The organism is Alphaproteobacteria bacterium, from assembly GCA_041396705.1.
GTDB lineage: Bacteria > Pseudomonadota > Alphaproteobacteria > CALKHQ01 > CALKHQ01 > CALKHQ01.
Map to the genome: position 1 here is coordinate 197783 of JAWKYB010000006.1, position 17138 is coordinate 214920.

Annotated in this window: 15 protein-coding genes, 1 tRNA gene and 1 pseudogene; 6 read left to right on the forward strand and 11 right to left on the reverse strand. The window is 70.5% G+C overall.

Going from position 1 to position 17138, the window contains the following annotated elements; translation table 11 throughout:
* Positions 1–165 precede the first annotated feature (165 nt).
* A complete protein-coding gene (locus R3F55_10555; GenBank protein ID MEZ5667855.1) occupies positions 166–861 on the reverse strand; it encodes a hypothetical protein in 696 nt (231 codons plus the stop codon).
* Positions 785–1498, reverse strand: a complete 714-nt coding sequence (locus tag R3F55_10560; GenBank protein ID MEZ5667856.1) for a hypothetical protein — start codon at positions 1496–1498, stop codon at positions 785–787. Before R3F55_10560 ends, R3F55_10555 begins: the two co-directional genes overlap by 77 nt.
* Positions 1499–1715: 217 nt before the next feature.
* Between R3F55_10560 and R3F55_10565 the strand changes: the two genes are divergently transcribed.
* Positions 1716–1791: transfer RNA gene (locus R3F55_10565), tRNA-Arg, on the forward strand.
* Positions 1792–2351: 560 nt separating this feature from the next.
* On the opposite strand, the pseudogene R3F55_10570 reads toward R3F55_10565, so the two are convergent.
* A pseudogene (locus tag R3F55_10570) lies at positions 2352–3431 on the reverse strand (serine hydrolase domain-containing protein).
* A gap of 68 nt (positions 3432–3499) precedes the next feature.
* On the opposite strand from R3F55_10570, the gene R3F55_10575 reads away from it, so the two are divergent.
* Positions 3500–4132 carry a helix-turn-helix domain-containing protein gene (locus tag R3F55_10575; GenBank protein ID MEZ5667857.1) on the forward strand — a complete coding sequence of 211 codons (633 nt, stop codon included), beginning with the start codon at positions 3500–3502 and terminating at the stop codon, positions 4130–4132.
* 234 nt (positions 4133–4366) lie between these two features.
* The gene (locus tag R3F55_10580; protein ID MEZ5667858.1) at positions 4367–4849 is read left to right on the forward strand and encodes a peptidase S1; all 483 of its coding nucleotides are present in this window, start codon (positions 4367–4369) and stop codon (positions 4847–4849) included.
* A gap of 37 nt (positions 4850–4886) precedes the next feature.
* Here the strand turns inward: R3F55_10580 and R3F55_10585 are convergent, their stop codons facing one another.
* The 8 genes from R3F55_10585 to R3F55_10620 all read right to left on the reverse strand — a co-directional run bounded on the left by R3F55_10585 (position 4887) and on the right by R3F55_10620 (position 13898).
* Positions 4887–6086: a mandelate racemase/muconate lactonizing enzyme family protein gene (locus R3F55_10585; GenBank protein ID MEZ5667859.1), complete on the reverse strand. Its 1200-nt coding sequence runs from the start codon at positions 6084–6086 to the stop codon at positions 4887–4889.
* A 27-nt stretch (positions 6087–6113) separates the two neighbouring features.
* On the reverse strand, positions 6114–6878 hold the full coding sequence (locus tag R3F55_10590) for an SDR family oxidoreductase (GenBank protein MEZ5667860.1): 765 nt from the start codon (positions 6876–6878) through the stop codon (positions 6114–6116).
* Positions 6879–6919: 41 nt separating this feature from the next.
* Positions 6920–9589 (reverse strand): CHASE2 domain-containing protein, encoded by a 2670-nt coding sequence (locus tag R3F55_10595; protein ID MEZ5667861.1) that lies wholly within the window; start codon positions 9587–9589, stop codon positions 6920–6922.
* Between the two features lie 59 nt (positions 9590–9648).
* Entirely contained in the window at positions 9649–10656 is a 1008-nt protein-coding gene (locus R3F55_10600; protein MEZ5667862.1) for an OmpA family protein, read from the reverse strand.
* Between the two features lie 94 nt (positions 10657–10750).
* Positions 10751–11272 (reverse strand): FecR domain-containing protein, encoded by a 522-nt coding sequence (locus R3F55_10605; protein MEZ5667863.1) that lies wholly within the window; start codon positions 11270–11272, stop codon positions 10751–10753.
* A gap of 283 nt (positions 11273–11555) precedes the next feature.
* Positions 11556–12464, reverse strand: a complete 909-nt coding sequence (locus R3F55_10610; GenBank protein ID MEZ5667864.1) for an SMP-30/gluconolactonase/LRE family protein — start codon at positions 12462–12464, stop codon at positions 11556–11558.
* Between the two features lie 57 nt (positions 12465–12521).
* Complete coding sequence (locus tag R3F55_10615; protein MEZ5667865.1) at positions 12522–13250, reverse strand: GntR family transcriptional regulator; 729 nt, start codon at positions 13248–13250, stop codon at positions 12522–12524.
* 276 nt (positions 13251–13526) lie between these two features.
* The gene (locus tag R3F55_10620) at positions 13527–13898 is read right to left on the reverse strand and encodes a hypothetical protein (protein ID MEZ5667866.1); all 372 of its coding nucleotides are present in this window, start codon (positions 13896–13898) and stop codon (positions 13527–13529) included.
* 207 nt (positions 13899–14105) lie between these two features.
* Here R3F55_10620 and R3F55_10625 point away from each other — a divergent pair, with 207 nt between their 5' ends.
* The 3 genes from R3F55_10625 (at position 14106) to R3F55_10635 (ending at position 17084) form a co-directional block, all read left to right on the forward strand.
* Positions 14106–15182, forward strand: a complete 1077-nt coding sequence (locus tag R3F55_10625; protein MEZ5667867.1) for a hypothetical protein — start codon at positions 14106–14108, stop codon at positions 15180–15182.
* Between the two features lie 68 nt (positions 15183–15250).
* A complete protein-coding gene (gene greB / locus R3F55_10630) occupies positions 15251–15805 on the forward strand; it encodes a transcription elongation factor GreB (GenBank protein ID MEZ5667868.1) in 555 nt (184 codons plus the stop codon).
* Positions 15792–17084 carry an adenylate/guanylate cyclase domain-containing protein gene (locus R3F55_10635; GenBank protein MEZ5667869.1) on the forward strand — a complete coding sequence of 431 codons (1293 nt, stop codon included), beginning with the start codon at positions 15792–15794 and terminating at the stop codon, positions 17082–17084. Before greB ends, R3F55_10635 begins: the two co-directional genes overlap by 14 nt.
* The last annotated feature ends 54 nt before the right edge of the window (positions 17085–17138 follow it).

A 17138-nucleotide genomic window follows, 5' to 3' on the forward strand; every position in this document is an offset into this window, starting at 1 on the left:
ATCTCCCCACGGGCCGGCCTGGTTGCACGAATGACACGCTGCGTTGCCTGCATATCACAACATTATGACTCTGTAATGCAAGAGGCGTTGGCAAACCCTAAAATCTCGACGAAATGCTGCGACCGATCTGCAACATGTCATGTGTCGGCAAGGTTTCGTACATGTTCAGCGGCAGACCCGGGCCGATGTCAGCATGCCACACCATTGCCGCAACTCTTCCGCCCGCCTGTGCGGGTCGCCACGAGTTCTGTCGCCGCCAAGGCGACCCGGAATAGTATGAAGCCCTGAAGCGCGATTTCGAGCGTCTTGACCCCATCGTGCGACACTTCGCCCGAGACGGTGTGCGACGCGGGAGGCGTGGATCACACCTAGCGAATGTACAAATGCACTTCGCTTGTCAATGCCGCACTGCTCGACGCCTCGGTCAGCGCGACGCGCTGCGGCGGGATGCCGAATTCGGTCAACCGCTGCCGCACGGTCTCCGCATTCTGCCGCGCCGACGAGGCGGCCAGCGCCTGTTCGGCCGGGATGCCTTGCGCGTGCCACCGCGACCAGTTCGAACGCGGCGTCGGGCCGCACGCTGATCACGTCGAGTGCGGCGGTGTAGAGCGCCTGGTCGTAGTCGACCGACTGGCCGGTGAACCGGATGATCAGCAGCGGCCGCGAGGCCGCGATGCCGACCGGCGCCGTCACCCCGGCCGGGGTCGCGCTGTAGGCGGCATTGGCCAGACTGTTGCCGAACCATTCCCCGTTCAGGATCGCCACCGAGACGACCCGCAGGTTGTCACGCTCGCGGCCCAGATAGGCGGTCTGGCGGCCCAGATCCTCGGTCAGCTCGGTCAGCAGCCGGTCGATCAGCACGACGGTCTGGTTGGTCTCGTCCTCGAGCACGGCCAGCTGGCGGTGATCCTCGTCGACCGCGCCGGTCAGCCCGTGGTGGCCCGCGCCGTCGCCAGCAGGTAGGAGGCGCTCGCCGCCGTCGTCGCAACCTGGTCGACAGCTGGGTCAGCGCGTTGACCTCGGCGCCGAAGGTCTCCAGGTCGGTCTGCGCCTCGTTGAAGCGGCCGACCAGCTCAGGATTGCCGGGCGTGGTGCCGATCTGCAGACGGGTGCGGATCTCGGCCAGCCGGGTCTGGTAGCGCGCCGCGGCCTGGATGCTGTCGGTGCGCACCGCCTGCAACTGCGCGTTCTCCGCCCGCACCTCGCCCTGCACCTGCTCCAGCTGGTCGCGCATCTGGTCGATGCGGTCGCCGACGATGGTGCCGGTCGACGCGCCGCTGGACACCCCATTCGGCACGAAGGACGACGAGCCGAGCACCAGACCGCCGGTCTGGCCGCCGGCCGGGTCGACCCCGGTCAGCGATGGCAGGAAGATGTCGGAGCAGCCGCAGAGCGCCAGGCACAGCAGCGCGACCGCACCGAGTCGGGGTGCGTCGCGACGGGCCGCGGCGGGCAGAAATGGCGCAGTTCTGTTATGATTCTTGCGAGTCTGTCGCATTCGACTCAAGCGATGAGTGGGCACCCAGGCAGGCGGCACCATAGCGAAGCCGCCGGAATGCGACAAGTACACGCTTTCCCGCGCGATTCAAGCGGTTTGGGCTCCGGTCGAACGCCGCCGCGGCGCGATCCGCCGCCGGCCCGGCGGCACTTGCCAAGCGCGGGACAATGGCGTAGGGTCCGCCGCCTTCACGCCCCGGCCCCGTCGGGGCGAAGACGCGCCCGTAGCTCAACTGGATAGAGCATCTGACTACGGATCAGAAGGTTAGAGTTCGAATCTTCTCGGGCGCGCCATTCTTCCTGTCGTCGAACCTGCGTTCTAGAGCCATTCGGGGTCCGATTTGCGTCCGATGGGGCGTGCCGCTCTCTCCGCGGATGGCAGTGGAGCCTTCCGGCCGTAGCCGGTGACCTGCCGAGGCGGCTCGCTCCGGACCAGGTGGCCATGGCATTCGCGATCAAGGCCGACATTGCCGATCCGCAGGCGCAGACATTCTGGTTCCGTGGGCAGAAGACGATGTACGGCGGCAAGCGCATAGCCGTCGGCGACACGATCTCTCAGTTCGCCAGCGAAACCCAGGGCGGTCGCGGGCCGGCCGCACGCGGGATCGTCGCCGCCGCGGCGGTGCCGAGCCGCAATTGCCTTCCGGTGGCATGCGCACGCCTCGGATGAGGCCATGCGACCTCGCGGCCAAGGCCGCCTGGACAAAAAGGCGTTGCTGCGGGGTACGCCAGCGCCTGGAAGTCCCTGATCGCGCCCCACACGCCAGGCCGACACCGTTGGCCAGTTGTTCGAGTTCCACCATGCTGTGGGCGAGAAAGATCTTGACCGAGCCGTCATTCGGATCCGCCTGCCACCAACTGCCGTAGGCGCCGGGCCAGCCGACGGCGCCGGTTCCGCCACCGCAGCGGGTGGGATCGGCCTTGTCCGGCTCCATCACGATGGCCACCCCCATCCCGTAGCCGTGCCCTTGCGCAAACAGCGGCAGCCCGAGCAGCCGCGCCGCGGCGCGTTGACCGGCATTGAGACGGTTCGACGCCATCATCCCCAGCGTCGCCGGCCGCAGCAGGCGAACCCCGGCCGCGGCGCCGCCCTCGACGAAGATGCGCGCGAATGCGAGAAAGTCGTCCAGGGTCGACCACAGGCCCTGGCCGCCGGAAACGAAGGTCATGCCGGCCGGCCGCTCGGACAGCGCGTGTCCGCCGGGAACGGACCTGAGCGTGGCCGGACGACCTTCGTCATCGAAGCCGAGCAACCCGGCGCGACGCCCGTAATCCTTCGCTGCGACGGCGAAGCCGGTATCGCGCATGCCGAGAGGCTCGAAGATGCGGCGCTGCAGCACGTCCGCCAGCGGCGCATCCGCGATGCGTTCGATCAGCAGCCCGAGCAGGTCGGTGGACTTGCCGTAGTGGAAGCCGCGGCCCGGGTGATCGATCAACGGAAGCCCGGCCAGGCGAGCGATCCATTCGTGCGGCGGCACCGCGCTGTCGATGTCGCCGCCCAGCGCATCGCGGTAGGCCGCGGCGATCGGCCCGCGGTGGAAGTCGCCGTAGGTGAAGCCCGCGCGATGGGTCAGCAGATCCGCGAACGTGATCGGCCGCTCGGCCGGTTCCGTCCGGTCGAGCGGCCCTTCCGGTGAACGCAGCACCCGCATCCTGGCGAATTCCGGCGCCCAGCGGGCGATCGGGTCGTCGAGCGCGAAGCGCCCTTCCTCGAACAGCATCAGGGCCAGGGCAGACGTGATCGGCTTCGACATCGATGCAATGCGAAAGATCGTGTCGCGCGTGACCGGACACCCGGTCTCCAGGTCGCGACAGCCGACGCACAGGACCCGCGCTTCGCCATCTCTCCAGACCAGCGTCGCCGCGCCGGCCAACGCGCCGGCGTCGACATAGCGCCTGATCGCCACCCCGGCGGCCAGATCGTCCGTCGTCATGCTTGTTATTCCGTATGAGTATTATATTATACGATTGCTATCCAATAGCAGAATCCGGGCAGGAAACAATGACGACGGCAGCGGAGAATCCGCGAAGGCGGCCCAAGGGCGACAAGCGGGCGCGAACGCGCGCCAGGCTGCTGGACGCCGCGCGCGAGCTGACGCGGCAGAAGGGCTATGAACACACCACGATGGCGGACATCGCCGAGCGCGCCGGGATGACGACCGGCGCGATCTACAGCAACTACCGCAATCGCGACGCGCTGTTCATTGCACTGGCGGAGGCATATTGGCCTGCCATCAAGCCGACCGTGGTTCCCGGCTCCGACTTTTCCGCGGTCCTGCGCGCCATTGCCGAGGCCACCATCGCGGCCGTGCCGGCCCGGCGCGCTGCCGCCGTCGGATTTCTGACCGGCCGGGCCTATGCGCTCGGCCATGAGGACGTAAGAAGCCAGGCCCAGGCGCAGACGGCGCGAGGCTACGACGCCGGCGCGGCGTGGCTGCGGACCATGGTGGCGGACGACGACCTGCCTTTCCCGCCGGACGTCATGGTCCGCATCATCCACGCGCTGACCGAGGGGCTGGTGCTGCAGCGCCTGCTGACACCGGACCTCGTCGGCGACGAGGTCATCCATGCCGCTCTGGCGCTGCTTGCCGGCGAACGGCGGACGCGCGCGGATGCCGGTACGGGACCGGGCTGACGAGCGGCCCGCGGTCGACCTCGAGGTCAGCGTCTGGCGCACGGAAGCCAACGTCATCGACGCCATCGCGACGCGGCAGCGACCACCCCGGATCAACCCGGGAGCAGCTTCGGCCCACCGTGCCGGCGGCTTCCGAGCCGCCATCGAAACGGCTGAATTAAGTCACGATTAAGTGCTAGCAATATTCACTTGCGTCGGGTGACTCCATCCGACGTCCCAGCCAAAGGTGCCCCCATGAAGAAGAACGTCCGCCTGGCCCTGGCCGCGTTGCCATTCTGCGCGTTCGCGCTGGCAACCGAAGCGCAGGCCTGCCCCGACTACAACCTGCCCGCCTCTTTCGGCGAGATCGTGCTCTACGAGAACTTCCAGCCCGATCCCTGGGTCCGCAACATCACCGCCGGCGGCCGCTATTCGCTGGCCGGCTGCTTCGGCGATTCGCGCTACACCGGCTCGGTCGCGGCCAAGCCCGACTTCGCGTTCCAGTACACCACCTCGGGCACCTACAACCTGACCATCATGGTGCAGTCCGGCTACGACACCATGCTGCTGATCAACGACCCCAACGGCCAGTGGTGGTTCGACGACGACAGCGGCGGCGGCATGAACCCCGCCATCACCTTCACCAATCCGCAGTCGGGCGTGTACGACATCTGGATCGGCTCCTATGACGGCGGCCGCGGCCTGCCCGGCCAGCTGATGATCAGCGAGCGCTATTGATCCGCCGACAGCCGGCGCGCAACCGGCGCGCCGGCCCCTATTCAGGCCGCGACCACCGCACCGAGGCATCCGGCCGCGCGGCGATGTCCGGCAGCAGGTCGAGGCCGAGTCCGGGTCCCTCCGGCGGCGCGATCCGGCCGTCGGCCACAGGCGGCAGCGCGGTGACGATCTCGCGATACCAGCCGGTGTAGAACGCGCGCACCGATTCCTGGATCGACGCGTTCGGCGCGTTGCACGACAGGTGGCAGCTCGCCGCCAGCACCACCGGACCGGTGCAGTCGTGCGGCGCAACCGGCAGGTGCCAGGCCTCGGCCATGGTTGCGATCTTTTTCGCCTCCGACAGACCGCCGCACCAGCTCAGGTCCAGCATGCAGATGCCGAGCGCGCCGGTCTCCAGCAGGTCGCGGAAGGCGGCGCGCCCGCCCAGCGTCTCCGACGCGCACAGCGGCGCCCGGCTCGCCGACGCATAGGCCTTCAGCGAGGCGAGGCTGTCCATCCGGATCGGGTCCTCGTGCCAGTAGGTGTCGAACTCCTCCAGCGCGCGGGCGATGCGGATCGCGGTCGGCAGGTTCCACAGCGAATGGAACTCGACCATGATGTCCATGCGGTCGCCGACGGCATCGCGGATCAGCGCGAACGGCTTCAGCGCCGTGTTCAGGTCGTCCGACGAGATCCACTGGCCGCCGGTCGACTCCGCCGCGATGTCGAACGGCCAGATCTTCATGCCGGTGATGCCCTGCTCCAGCAGCGACAGCGCCAGTTCGTCGGCGCGGTAGAGGAAGCCGTCGAGGTCCTCGTACGGCCCCTCCGCCTCGCCCAGCCCCCAGTTCGCCACCTTCTGCAGGCGGGTGTCGCGGATGTAGCGATAGCCGGCGCAGGTGTTGTAGGTGCGGATGTCCGGCCGGGTCCGCCCACCGAGCAGCTGGACCACCGGCTGGCCGGTCGCCTTGCCCCACAGGTCCCACAGCGCGATGTCGACCGCCGAGGCCGCCCGCGTTTCCACTCCGGTGGCGCGGAAGCCGATATAGGGCACCAGCTTGCGGGCGATCAGGTCGATGGCGAAGGCGTCCTCGCCCAGCACCAGCGGTGCCACGATCTCGTGCAGATAGGCCTCGACCGCGCCGGCGGCCATGAAGGTCTCGCCCAGGCCGTAGAGCCCGTCCTCGCCGTGAACCCGCACCCAGACCAGATTGGGAAACTCGCCGAGCCGCACCGTCTCTAGCGCCGTGATCTTCATGATGCCGTCCCGCTTGCCAGCTTCCATTCAGTGCATCCACCAGCCGCCGTCGACCGACAGGTTCTGGCCGGTGATGAACCGGGCCTTGTCGGAGACCAGGAACAGGATGGCGTTGGCGATGTCCTCCGCGCTGCCGCGGTACTTCAGCGACTGGTGGTCGAGCAGGAACTGGCGGTAGGTCTCCAGCTGGTCGGCCCACACCTCCTCTTCCATCGGCGTCGGGATGGCGCCGGGGCTGACCGCGTTGACCCGGATGTTGAACGGGCCGAGCTCGCGCGCCAGCGCGCGGGTGAAGGTCAGCATCGCGCCCTTGCTGGTGACGTAGGCGGTGAAGTCGGTCCAGCCGCCGTTCATGGTGATCGAGCAGATGTTGACGATCTGGCCCCAGCCCTTGCGCTTCATCGACGGCACCGTCGCCATCGCGATCGCCACCGCCGCGGTCGCGTTGATCGCCTGGGTCTTGCGGTAGAGGTCGAGGTCGTAGCCGTCGATCGGGTCCGACGGGTTGATCGCGGCATTGTTGACAACGATGTCATAGCCGCCGACATCGGCATCCAGCGCGGCCACCCGCGCCTTCAGGCCGTCGGAATCCGCCAGGTCGAACGGCTCGTAGCGCGGCGCCGGCACGCCAGCGGGCAGGCGCGCGGCGATGGCCGCCGCGGTCGCCGCGCCATCGGGCTTGACGTCGATCAACGTCACCGCGGCGCCGGCGCGCGCCAGTCCCTCGACCTGGGCCACGCCCAGCCCGCCGACGGCGCCGGTGACCAGCGCGTTGCGCCCCTTGTGCTCCATGGTGCATTCCCCCCTCGTTCGGCCGCCCGCGACGGCCATTCTCAACGCGTTCGAAAGCGGATGGCAATCGGCTGCGTCGGTTTCGGCTCGACCGGGTCGGACCCCGGCCAGCGCAGCCGCCCGGCCGGGAACCAGACCTCGACCGTCGTGCCGCGCTGCGGCGCGCTGGAGATGCTGAGCCGACCGCCCTGCTTCTCGGTCGCCAGCTTGGCCAGGGTCAGGCCGACGCCGACGCCGCCATGCCGACGCGTCATGTTGTCGCCGGAATATTCGAGCATCAGCACGGCGCGGTCCTGCTCCAGCGGCGACATGCCGATGCCGTTGTCGGTGACCTCGAGGGTCAGGCCGCGCTCGCGGTCGACCGCCGCGGTGACGGCGACCGCGCCGCCCGAAGCGGTGAACTTCACCGCGTTCGACAGCAGGCTGGCCAGGATCTGCCGCATCAGGCCGCTGTCGCCGCAGAACAGCGCCTTCTCGTCGTCGACGGTCCAGCTCAGGTCGACATGGCCGGCACGGGCCTGCGGCTGCATCGCGTCGCAGCACTCGCGCACCAGCGGGCCGATCGGGAAGGCGTTGTCGTGGCCGACCGGGTCGCGCGCGTCGAGGCGGACCACCTCCAGGATCGAATCGATCAGCGCCAGCAGTTGCGCGCCGCTGGCACGGATGTCGCGGACATAGCTGCGATAGCGGTGGTCGCCCAGCGCACCGAACGGTTCCTCGTTCATCAACTCGGCAAAGCCGATGACGGCGTTCAGCGGCGTGCGCAGCTCGTGGCTCATCATCATCAGGAATTCGCTCTTGGCCGCGCTGGCCCGTTCCGCCGTCGCCCGTGCGGCACGCGCGTCGCGGGTCTGCTGGGTCAGGTCGTCGGCCATGCGCCGCAGGTCCTCGGCCTGGGTCTCGATGCGGCGCTGGGCGGCGCGGCGCGCGGTGACGTCGCGCAGCACCAGCACAACGGTGCCGTCGGGATCGTCGCGCAGCGGGGTCGCGGTCACTTCGAGCAGGATCTCTCGGGTCGTGTCGGCGTCCATCGCGACCAGGTCGACCGTGCCCGGCTCGGCCGCCAGCGCCGGCACGAAGCCGGCCTGGCCGAGCGGCCCCGCCTCGGCGGCCCGATGCAGCAGGCTGTTGATGTCCGCTCCGAGCTTCAGCGCGTCGCCCAGCACCGGCAGCGCCGCGGCTGCACGGTTGGCGAACAGGAGGCGACCGGTGCGGTCGACCGCGACCACCGCGTCGAAGGTGGCGTCGACCAGCCGGTGGATGAACGTGTCCGCCTCGGCCAGCGCGCGGCGCGCCAGCTCACGCCCGCGCTCGACCTCCCGGGCCCGCCAATAGCCGGCGATGGCCGCGAAGATCAGGGCGGACAGGATCGGGAAGGTGGGATCGAGCAGGATGTCGCCGGCGGCGAGCGCGACCACGGCCGCGCCGGCGAGCAGCACGGCGGCGGCGACGCCCATGATCGCCGTGCGCAGGGCGTCGTGCAGCGACATGCGGTAGAGGAAGGCAAGCCCCAGCACCAGCGCGGCCAAGCCCTCCAGCCAGGGCGCATAGCCGGGCCGGTACAGCGGGTCGCCCGCCAGCACCATGGCGGCGCCGTCGGCCAGCACCTCGACGCCGGCGCGCACGTTGCCGCCGGCGGCGGTCACCTGGTCGTTGAGACCGAGCGCGGTCGAGCCGATCAGGACGACGTGGCCGGCCAGCCGGTCCTCCGGCACCAGCCCGGCCAGCAGGTCGCCGGCGGCGATGCGGTCGGCGATCGGCGCCCCGTCGGCGGTGGCGCGCAGCCAGATCGCCCCGCTGGCGTCGGTCCGGATCAGCCGGTCGCCGATGCGCACGCCGGCGATGCCGAATACCGGGTCGGTGACGACGGTGGCCGCGTCGGCGCCGAGGCCGAGCCGGGCCAATTCCAGCACCAGCCCCGGCTGCAGGTTGCCGCCCGCCCGCGCGACCAGCGGCAGGCGGCGGACCACGCCATCGCCGTCGACGAAATTGGTCAGGAAGCCGCGCCCGGTCGCCGCCACCTCGATGGCGGAGATGTTGCCGACCACGCCGTCGGCCTGCAGCAGCCAGGGCATCGGCGACGGTCCCTCGGTCGCCAGCGATGGCGGCAGCACCAGCCCAGCCGCCTCGCCCGTCGGCAGCGACCGGTCGCGGCTGCGCACCAGCGCACTCGCCAGCACCACCGGCGCGTCGGCCGCCGCGATGGCATCGGTCAGCGCGGCGTCGGGATCGATCAGCCTCGCGGTCAGCGCGTCGCGGTCCGCCGGCGGCACGGCGAAGCGGGCGACCAGGTCCTCCGGGCTCAGGCGGTCGCGCTCTGGGAACAGGATGTCGAAGCCGATCACCCGGGCGCCGGCGCGATCCAGTTCCGCCACTAGATGCGCGATCCGGTCGCGCGGCCACGGCCACTGGCCATGGGCGGCGAGGCTGCGCTCGTCGATGTCGAGGATGACGACCGCGCCGCCGGCATCGTGCGGCTCGGCGGCTGCCAGCCGCTGCATCACGTCGAAGCCTGCCATGCGCAGGCGGGCGATCGGCGTCGCGTCCAGCGCACGCGCAACCAGCAGGCCGGCCAGCAGCAGCAGCGCCAGCGCGATCACCAGCGAGGCGCGCGAGCGGCCGCCGCCGGCCGCGACCGCCGGCGCACCCAGGCTGCCCACATGCGGCGCGGGTTGCATGCCCTGCGGGCCGATCGGACTCGGTGGCTGCATCGCGTTCCCTTAGCGCCGGTCGAGGCGCGCGGCGAGACGATCCATGACGCCCGTTCGCGTCACCGCACCGTCACGACGACCCGGCGGTTGCGCGGCTCGTCCGTCTCGTCGGGCGTCGGCACCAGCGGGTTGCTCTCGCCCAGGGAAAACACATCGATCGAGGCCTCCGGCAGGCCGGCCCCGACCAGCGTGTCGCGAACCTGGATCGCCCGGCGCAGCGACAGGCGCGCGTTCACCGCCGGCGATCCGACCGTGTCGGTATGGCCGACCACCCGCACGCTGACCACCGGCCGGCCGAGGGCGAAGGCGACGATGCCGTCGACCTGGGCCGCCGATTCGTCGGTCAGCGTCGCCGTTCCCGGCAGGAAGTACAGAATGGTGTCCACCGGGTCGTCCGGCTGTGCCGCGATGGCGTCGCCGAACAGCGTTTCGACGGTCGTGGGCTTCAGCGGCACCGGCGGCTGCGGCGGCGCCGCGTCCGCCTGGGCCTGGGTCGCGGTCAGCGGCTGGTCGATGACTGCGGCGCCGGCATCGGTGGCGAACTCGATGGCGGTCTGCTGCGCGCCGTCGGACGGCAGCAGCATCGCCACCACACCGCCGGTGGCCGCCTTCGCGCGGGCCAGCGCCGCGTCGAACGCGCTGCGGCAGCCGTCGATGTCGTCCGTCTGGAAGGCCTCTTCCTGCTGCTCCATCCAGCAGTCGAACGCGGTCTGCGCCTCTGCCGAATCGGCCGGGGCGAATTCGGCCCCGCCCCGGTTGAGGACGTCGACCAGCGCCTCGCGGCCGGCGGCGATGTCGGCGACCGCATCGTCGGGCACGTTCCAGTCGGCCACCAGTTCCGGCGCCACCGCCTCGCCGCGCAGCACCGCCTGCGCCTTGCCGAAATAGAAGTCGGCATCGATCCAGTCCGCCTGGGCGGTCTCGGACTCGGCAAGGGCCAGATAGCCGGTGTAGAGCGCCTGGTCGAAGGCACCGCCGGCAACGGTGCTCTGACGCGCCGTCTCGATGTCCTGCGGGCTGGTGCAGCCGACCGCGAGCCCGACAAGCCCCAGCGCCGTCAGGCGCACGGGCCAGCGGCACGACCGCAGCGCTGTCGCACGGGAAACAGGCTTCGACCGGTGAGGCGGCATGGGGGGCACCTGCGCGACTGGCTGCTCTGGATCAGCTGACGTTGACGGCGAATTTCGTACCGCGGATGCCGATCACGCCGAACGGGGTCTCGAACTCGACATTCTCCGGTGCGATCTTGCCGATCTCGCCCGTGGTCACGACCATCGAGCCGTTGATGATCCGCCCGCCCATCGAGAAGTTCTGGCTGACCGGATCGAGCACGAAGCCGGTCAACTCGAACACCGACGACGGGCCCAGCGACAGCAGCGAGTTGTCCTTCAGCGTCACGCCGAGCGCGCTGTCGGCCATGGTCTCCAGCCGGTCGCCGACGAAGATCGGCGCGCCCAGGTCGAGCGCGACCGCCGTGCCGTTGCGCACAGCCGTGACGGCGCCGGAGATCTTGACGACCACGCCGACGCTGCCTTCCTGGGCCTGGGCCGGTGCGATCCGTCCCAGGCCGATCACAACCAGGGCGACCAGCAGGATCGCGCTGACGGCATGGCCGAGGCGCAATGACAGGCATCCGCGGCTCGGGTTCAGCGCACCGACCGTAGCCCCGAGGATCAGGTTCATAGCGTGCTCCCCAAATACCGGAAGGCTCGGGCTTCGGCGACGAGTGCGCCCGCGACAGATATCGCTTCACCGGAGTGTCGGGCGAAGGACCGCGGCGCCATCCCGACGGATGTATGAATTCTTGTTTGCGATCAGAGATTAAGTGACACGCCCTGTCAACGCCAGTCAAAATCGGACCGCGACGAGCGTATTACAAACGGATTTCGGGCAAATACCGCCCTTTCCCGCCGCCGGCACCGTCGTTCCGGGGTGAATTCCGTTCGCGCCCGGCGCGCCCCAGCGCTTAACCGGCGAACACGCCCTGCGGCAGCCCCCTGACCCCGGGGTCGTAGGCGAACAGCCCGCCGGCCAGCGGCTGTGCCGCACGTTCGCCGGCGTCCATGCCGTAGGTCACGGTGGTGATGTAGAGCGTGTCGAGGTCGGGCCCGCCGAAGGCGGCGCTGGTCACCCGGCTGCACGGCAGCTCCACCACCCGGTCGATGCTGCCGTCGGGCGCAAAGCGGATGACGCAGCCGCCGTCCCACCGGCAATTCCACAGGAATCCCTCGCAGTCGATGGTCGAGCCGTCGGGATGGCCGCGATCGGCCAGGTCCGGACGGTCCTGCATCGCGAACGGGCGACGGTCGGCCACGGTGCCGGCCGCCGGGTCGAAGTCGTAGGCGTAGATGCCGGCAAGCGTGTCCGCGAAATAGAAGGTTCGGTCGTCGGCGGTCCAGGCAAAGGTGTTGGAGATGCCGATCCCGGTCGCCATCGCGCGCCAGCTGCCGTCCGGGTCGACCCGGTAGAGCGCGCCGGTGCTGCCCTCCATCTCGATCGGACCGCCGTCCTCGGCCAGGTTGTTCGACATGGTGCCGTACCAGAACCGGCCCTGGCGGTCGCAGCCGCCGTCGTTCGAGCGGTTGCGCGGCCGATCGGCCTCCGGTGCGACGAAGGGACGAAGCGTGCCGGAGGCCGGGTCGAAGAACGCCAGTCCGTGCAGCTCGGCGACGATCAGCCCGCCGGCGCGCCGCGGCGCCAGCGCGGTCACCATGTTCGGCACCGGCCAGACCGCGTGGCCGTCCGCGGCGGACCAGCGGTGCAGCCGGCGCGACGGGATGTCGGTCCAGTACAGGCACTGGTCGCGTGCGTCCCAGCACGGCCCCTCGCCGAGCCAGCAGCCCGCTTCCAGGATGCATTCCGGTTTCTGCGCCATCGTCCTCTCCGCTCGCGCCGCACCGTCCGCGTCCGATGCGGGCGGCGGCCGTGACGGCTACCACCTGCCGTTCGCGCCTATGCTCCATTCGCGCAAAGCGGGGCTCGCGGCAAGAGCCTCGACGATCTCGGCCCACCCGAGCAGCAGGTGCGCCAGCGCATCGACGGCGCGCCGCGCGTTGCCCGCCGCCAGCGCCTGGGCCAGGGCGGCATAGCCGGGTGCGATCCGCTCCAGCGGCAACCCGGCGTAGCGGAAGCCAACGACCGCGAGCCGGCAGGTCTGCGCGCACAGCGGGGCGACCGCCCGCGCCGCCACCTGCTGGCGCGCGGCGCAGCCGACCAGCAGATTCAGAGTCTGGATCGTCTGCAGCAGCACGTCGATATCGCCGTCGCGGACGCTGTCGCCGAACGCGGCGGCCATGGCGGCGAACTGCCGCCCTTCGGCCGGGCTGCGCGCGCTCGCCGCCCGCGCGACCAGCAGACGCTCCAGCAAGCCGCTGACCTCCAGCACCTGCTGCATCTGGTCGAAGTCCAGCCGCGTCACCACGTGGCTGCGGCCCGGCCCCGGCTCGACCAGCCGGGCATAACGCGCCCGCAGCAGCGCCTCGCGCGCCGGCGTGCGGCCGATGTCCAGCCGTGCCATCACCTGCGATTCCGTGATCATCTCGCCCGGCTTCAGGTCCAGCGTCACGATCAGATGCTGCAGTTGGTCGAAGGCGCGATCCGCCAGCGTGGCGGCGCCGGCGACCGGCGAACATGTCCGTAGGTCCGGGCTCAGATAATTCATGATCCAATCGCCCCTGCTCGCAATTGCTGTGGCCCGGGCCAGGCGGCGTGACCATCCGAGGCGGGAACGGCGCAACCGGGTCCGGAATGCGCCCCGCCTAATAGAGCTTGTAGTCAAAAATCGTTGATCGACCGGTCGGGCGCGGACCGGCCCTTTCTATCTATCCGTAAGTCCGCCCCAAGGCCAGCGACGACTTGCAGCCGCAACGCTCCGCGGTCGACGGCGGATGGACGGGCCGGCCCGGCGCGGGCGACGATGCCCGCGCCGGATCTGCGATCAGAAGGTGACCAGTTGCTCCTGGCCCTGCTCGCCGGCGACGTCGACCGAGATCGTCCTGGTTTCGCCATGAAACGATGCGTCGATGCGATAGGTCCCGGCCGGCAGGTCGACCAGCAGCCACGGGCCCGGACAGGTGACGTCGACCAGCACGCCGCCGTCGCCGTCCTCGATCACGGTGGCCACGTCGGCAAGGAAATGGCCGTCGGGCTCGGCGAACACGATCTTCAGGCTATGCTGCATCGCATCGGCCTCGGCGCGCGATTCCTCGCCGACGCCGGCGCACAGATAGGATGTCGGCGACTGGGCCGTGGCGGCATGGGCGGCCAGCGCGGTCGCGGCGCCGGCGACCAGAGGAGTCAGAATTCGCATGATGGCTCTCCATCAGTTGGCGATGGACCCAGAACGCCTTGAGCTGGCGCGGAGTTCCCGACCGTTTGAACCGAACCCGGCGCCGCGGCGACTGACTGCGGTGCCGACAAACCGCAGCGCATGCGGCATCGGTCGGCGCCGAAATAGTGAACCTTGTTCATTCCACCGGCCGCGCCGCCACCCGGCGCGGCAACGAGGAGTCGCACGATGATCATGTCCCGCTTCGCCCGCGCCGGGCTGCTGCCGGCTGCCGCGGTCGCCGCAGCAATCGCCGGCGCACCGGCACAGGCCCAATATGTCGACGACGTCACCGCCTTTCTGGCGCAGCCCGACCTTGCCGGCCGTCTCTCCTATGGCGGCATCGTCGAGCAGCCGTCGGGCGGCATCGAGATCACCGACATCCGGGTGACCAACCGCGGGCTGGCCGACCTCACCTTCGGCGTGCGGCCCGACACCGTGCCCGACGCCGACACCGTTGCGCTGCGCATCGATCGCCTCTACCTGGACGAAGGCATGCTCGGCCTGGTCTTCGGCATGCGCGGCGCCACCGCCGAGCCCGAGACCATCGGCCTGGCGGTCGACGGCCTGGCCCTCGACCTCGCCGCCGCCTCCGGCGCCGAAGGCATGGCCATGCTGCAGCGTTATGTCGGCGGGGTCGCGGCGATCACCGGCTCGGGCGTCCTGACCGTGCTGCGCGGCGACGGCGACTGGCACGACGTCGATGCCACGCTCGATCTCGACGGCCTCGGGCGCTTCCAGATGGCGATCCAGTTCGACGGGTCCCAGGCCAGTCCGGCGCGCGGCACGCTGTCGTTCACCGACACCGCGGCGCACCCGCTGGTCGGCATCGGTGCCTATCTCCACCGCGCCGCGCTGGAGAACATGGCGGAGCTGGCCGAGGAGCTGATCGCCACCGTGGAGGCGACCGCAGCCGGACAGAACCGCGACCAGGTCGAACTCGCGCTTGCGCCGGCACGCCAGGATCTGGAGCGGACCCGCGCCCTGCTGGCCGGCTTCCCCGACGACGGCCGGGGCGCCGCGGCCGACATCGCGGCCTGGGCCGATACGATGGCGGCGGCGATGCCGCAGCACCGGGCCCTGTTCGACGCCGTCATCGCCTTCGCCGGCGCGCCGGGCACGCTGGTGCTGACGCTGGCGCCGGACGGGACCCAGCCGATCCCGCGCGGCGTCGGCTTCACGCTGGAGACCTATGCCGACCCGGCGGCGGTGGGCGGCGTCATCAGCGCCTACGGCATCTCCGGCGCATTCATGCCGGCCGAATGAGACGGCCGCTTGCCACCGGCCGTGCCGCCGCTAGTCTTGGCGACGAGCCAACCAGGAGCGCAGGGCCGGTGAGCAAGGCCTTCACCAAGGAAAACGACGACGCCGAGGACGACCTGCCCGACACCGAGGCGGCGCTGCCGGCCGGCGTGAAGAACTACATCACGCCGGCCGGTTTCGCCCGGCTCGAGGCGGAGCTCGACCAGCTGACCGCGGTCGAGCGCCCGAAGGTGGTCGAGGTGGTGTCGTGGGCCGCCGGCAATGGCGACCGCTCCGAGAACGGCGACTACATCTACGGCAAGAAACGGCTGCGCGAGATCGACCGGCGCATCCGCTTCCTGCGCAAGCGGCTGGCCATCGCCGAGGTGGTCGACCGGAGCCGGCAGGTCCAGCGCGACCGCGTCTATTTCGGCGCCACCGTCACCTACGCCACCGAGGCCGACGAGGAGCGCACCGTCCGCATCGTCGGCGTCGACGAGGCCCGGCAGGAGCATGGCGAGGTCAGCTGGATCTCGCCGATCGCCCGCGCGCTGCACAAGGCCGAGGAAGGCGACGTCGTGCGCGTGCGCACCCCCGCCGGCGTCGAGGAGATCGAGGTGGTGCGGATCGTCTATGGCGACGACTGAAATCGATCCGGCGCCGCGCAGCTACCCGCCGTTCGTCACCCTGCTGCGCCGCGGCGCGCGCGGGCCAGCCGCCGCGCCGGCCGCGACCACGGTCGAGGACATCGCGACCTGGCTGCTCGGCGACGCGCTGGCGGAGCCCGACCTGCTGCCGCTATACGAATCGCTGGTCTGGCGCCTGGTCGCCGCCGGCCTGCCGCTGGCGCGTGCCAGCCTGCATGTCGGCACGCTGCACCCGCAGCTGCTCGGCTTCGCCTGGAACTGGCAGATCGACGACAGGCTGTGCGACGAGGTCAAGGTCGACGCCGCCTCGCGCCTGACCGACAGCTTCCGCAGCAATCCGCTGAGCCGGGTGATCGAGCGCGGCGAGACCATCGACATCGACCTCGCCGATCCGCTGCAGCGGGCCCGCTTCCCGCTGATGACCGAGCTGGCGGCGCGCGGCATCAGCCACTATCTCGCGCTGCCGCTGACCGCGGGCGGCAGCTACCACAACGCCGCCACCGTGGCGACCCGCCGCCCGGAAGGATTCGACGCGGGCGAGCTCGCTGCGATCCGCCGCGTGCTCGCGCCGTTCGCCTTGCATGTCGAGCGGCACATCGCCCAGCGGATCGCCGCCAACGTCCTCGACACCTATCTCGGCTCCGCGGCCGGCGCGCAGGTGCTGCACGGGGCGATCACCCGCGGCTCCGGCCGGGCGATCCGCGCGATCATCTGGGTCTCGGACCTGCGCGGCTTCACCGACCTCAGCGACCGGCTGCCCGCCGAAGCCATGCTCGGCCTGCTCAACGCCTATTTCGAGCGGATGGCCGGCGCCGTGATGGCCCATGGCGGCGACGTGCTGAAGTTCATCGGCGATGGCATGCTCGCGGTATTCCCGTTTGCCGACGATGCCGCGGGCGCAACCGCCGCACGCGCCGCGCTGGCTGCCGCGACCCGCGCCCTTGCCGACGTCGGCGCGCTTAGCGAGGCGCCGCCGCCGGCGCTGGCCGGCGCCGCGGGCTGGCAGCCGCTGCGTTCGGGCATCGCGCTGCACGAGGGCGAGGTGTTCTTCGGCAATGTCGGCGCGCCGGAGCGGCTGGACTTCACCGTGATCGGCCCCGGCGTGAACGCGGCCGCGCGGGTGGAGGCGCTGTGCAAGACCCTCGGGCAGCCGGTACTGCTCACGGCGCCGGTCGCCGGCCGCCTCGCCGATGCCGCACTGGACGACCTCGGCGAGCACCGGTTGCGCGGGCTCTCCCGGCCGCTCAGGCTGTTCGCGCCGCGACCGACTGAGGCTTGAGCCGCGCGCTGCGAGCCGGACAATGCCGCGGACGACATCCGCATTTCGTCGCTG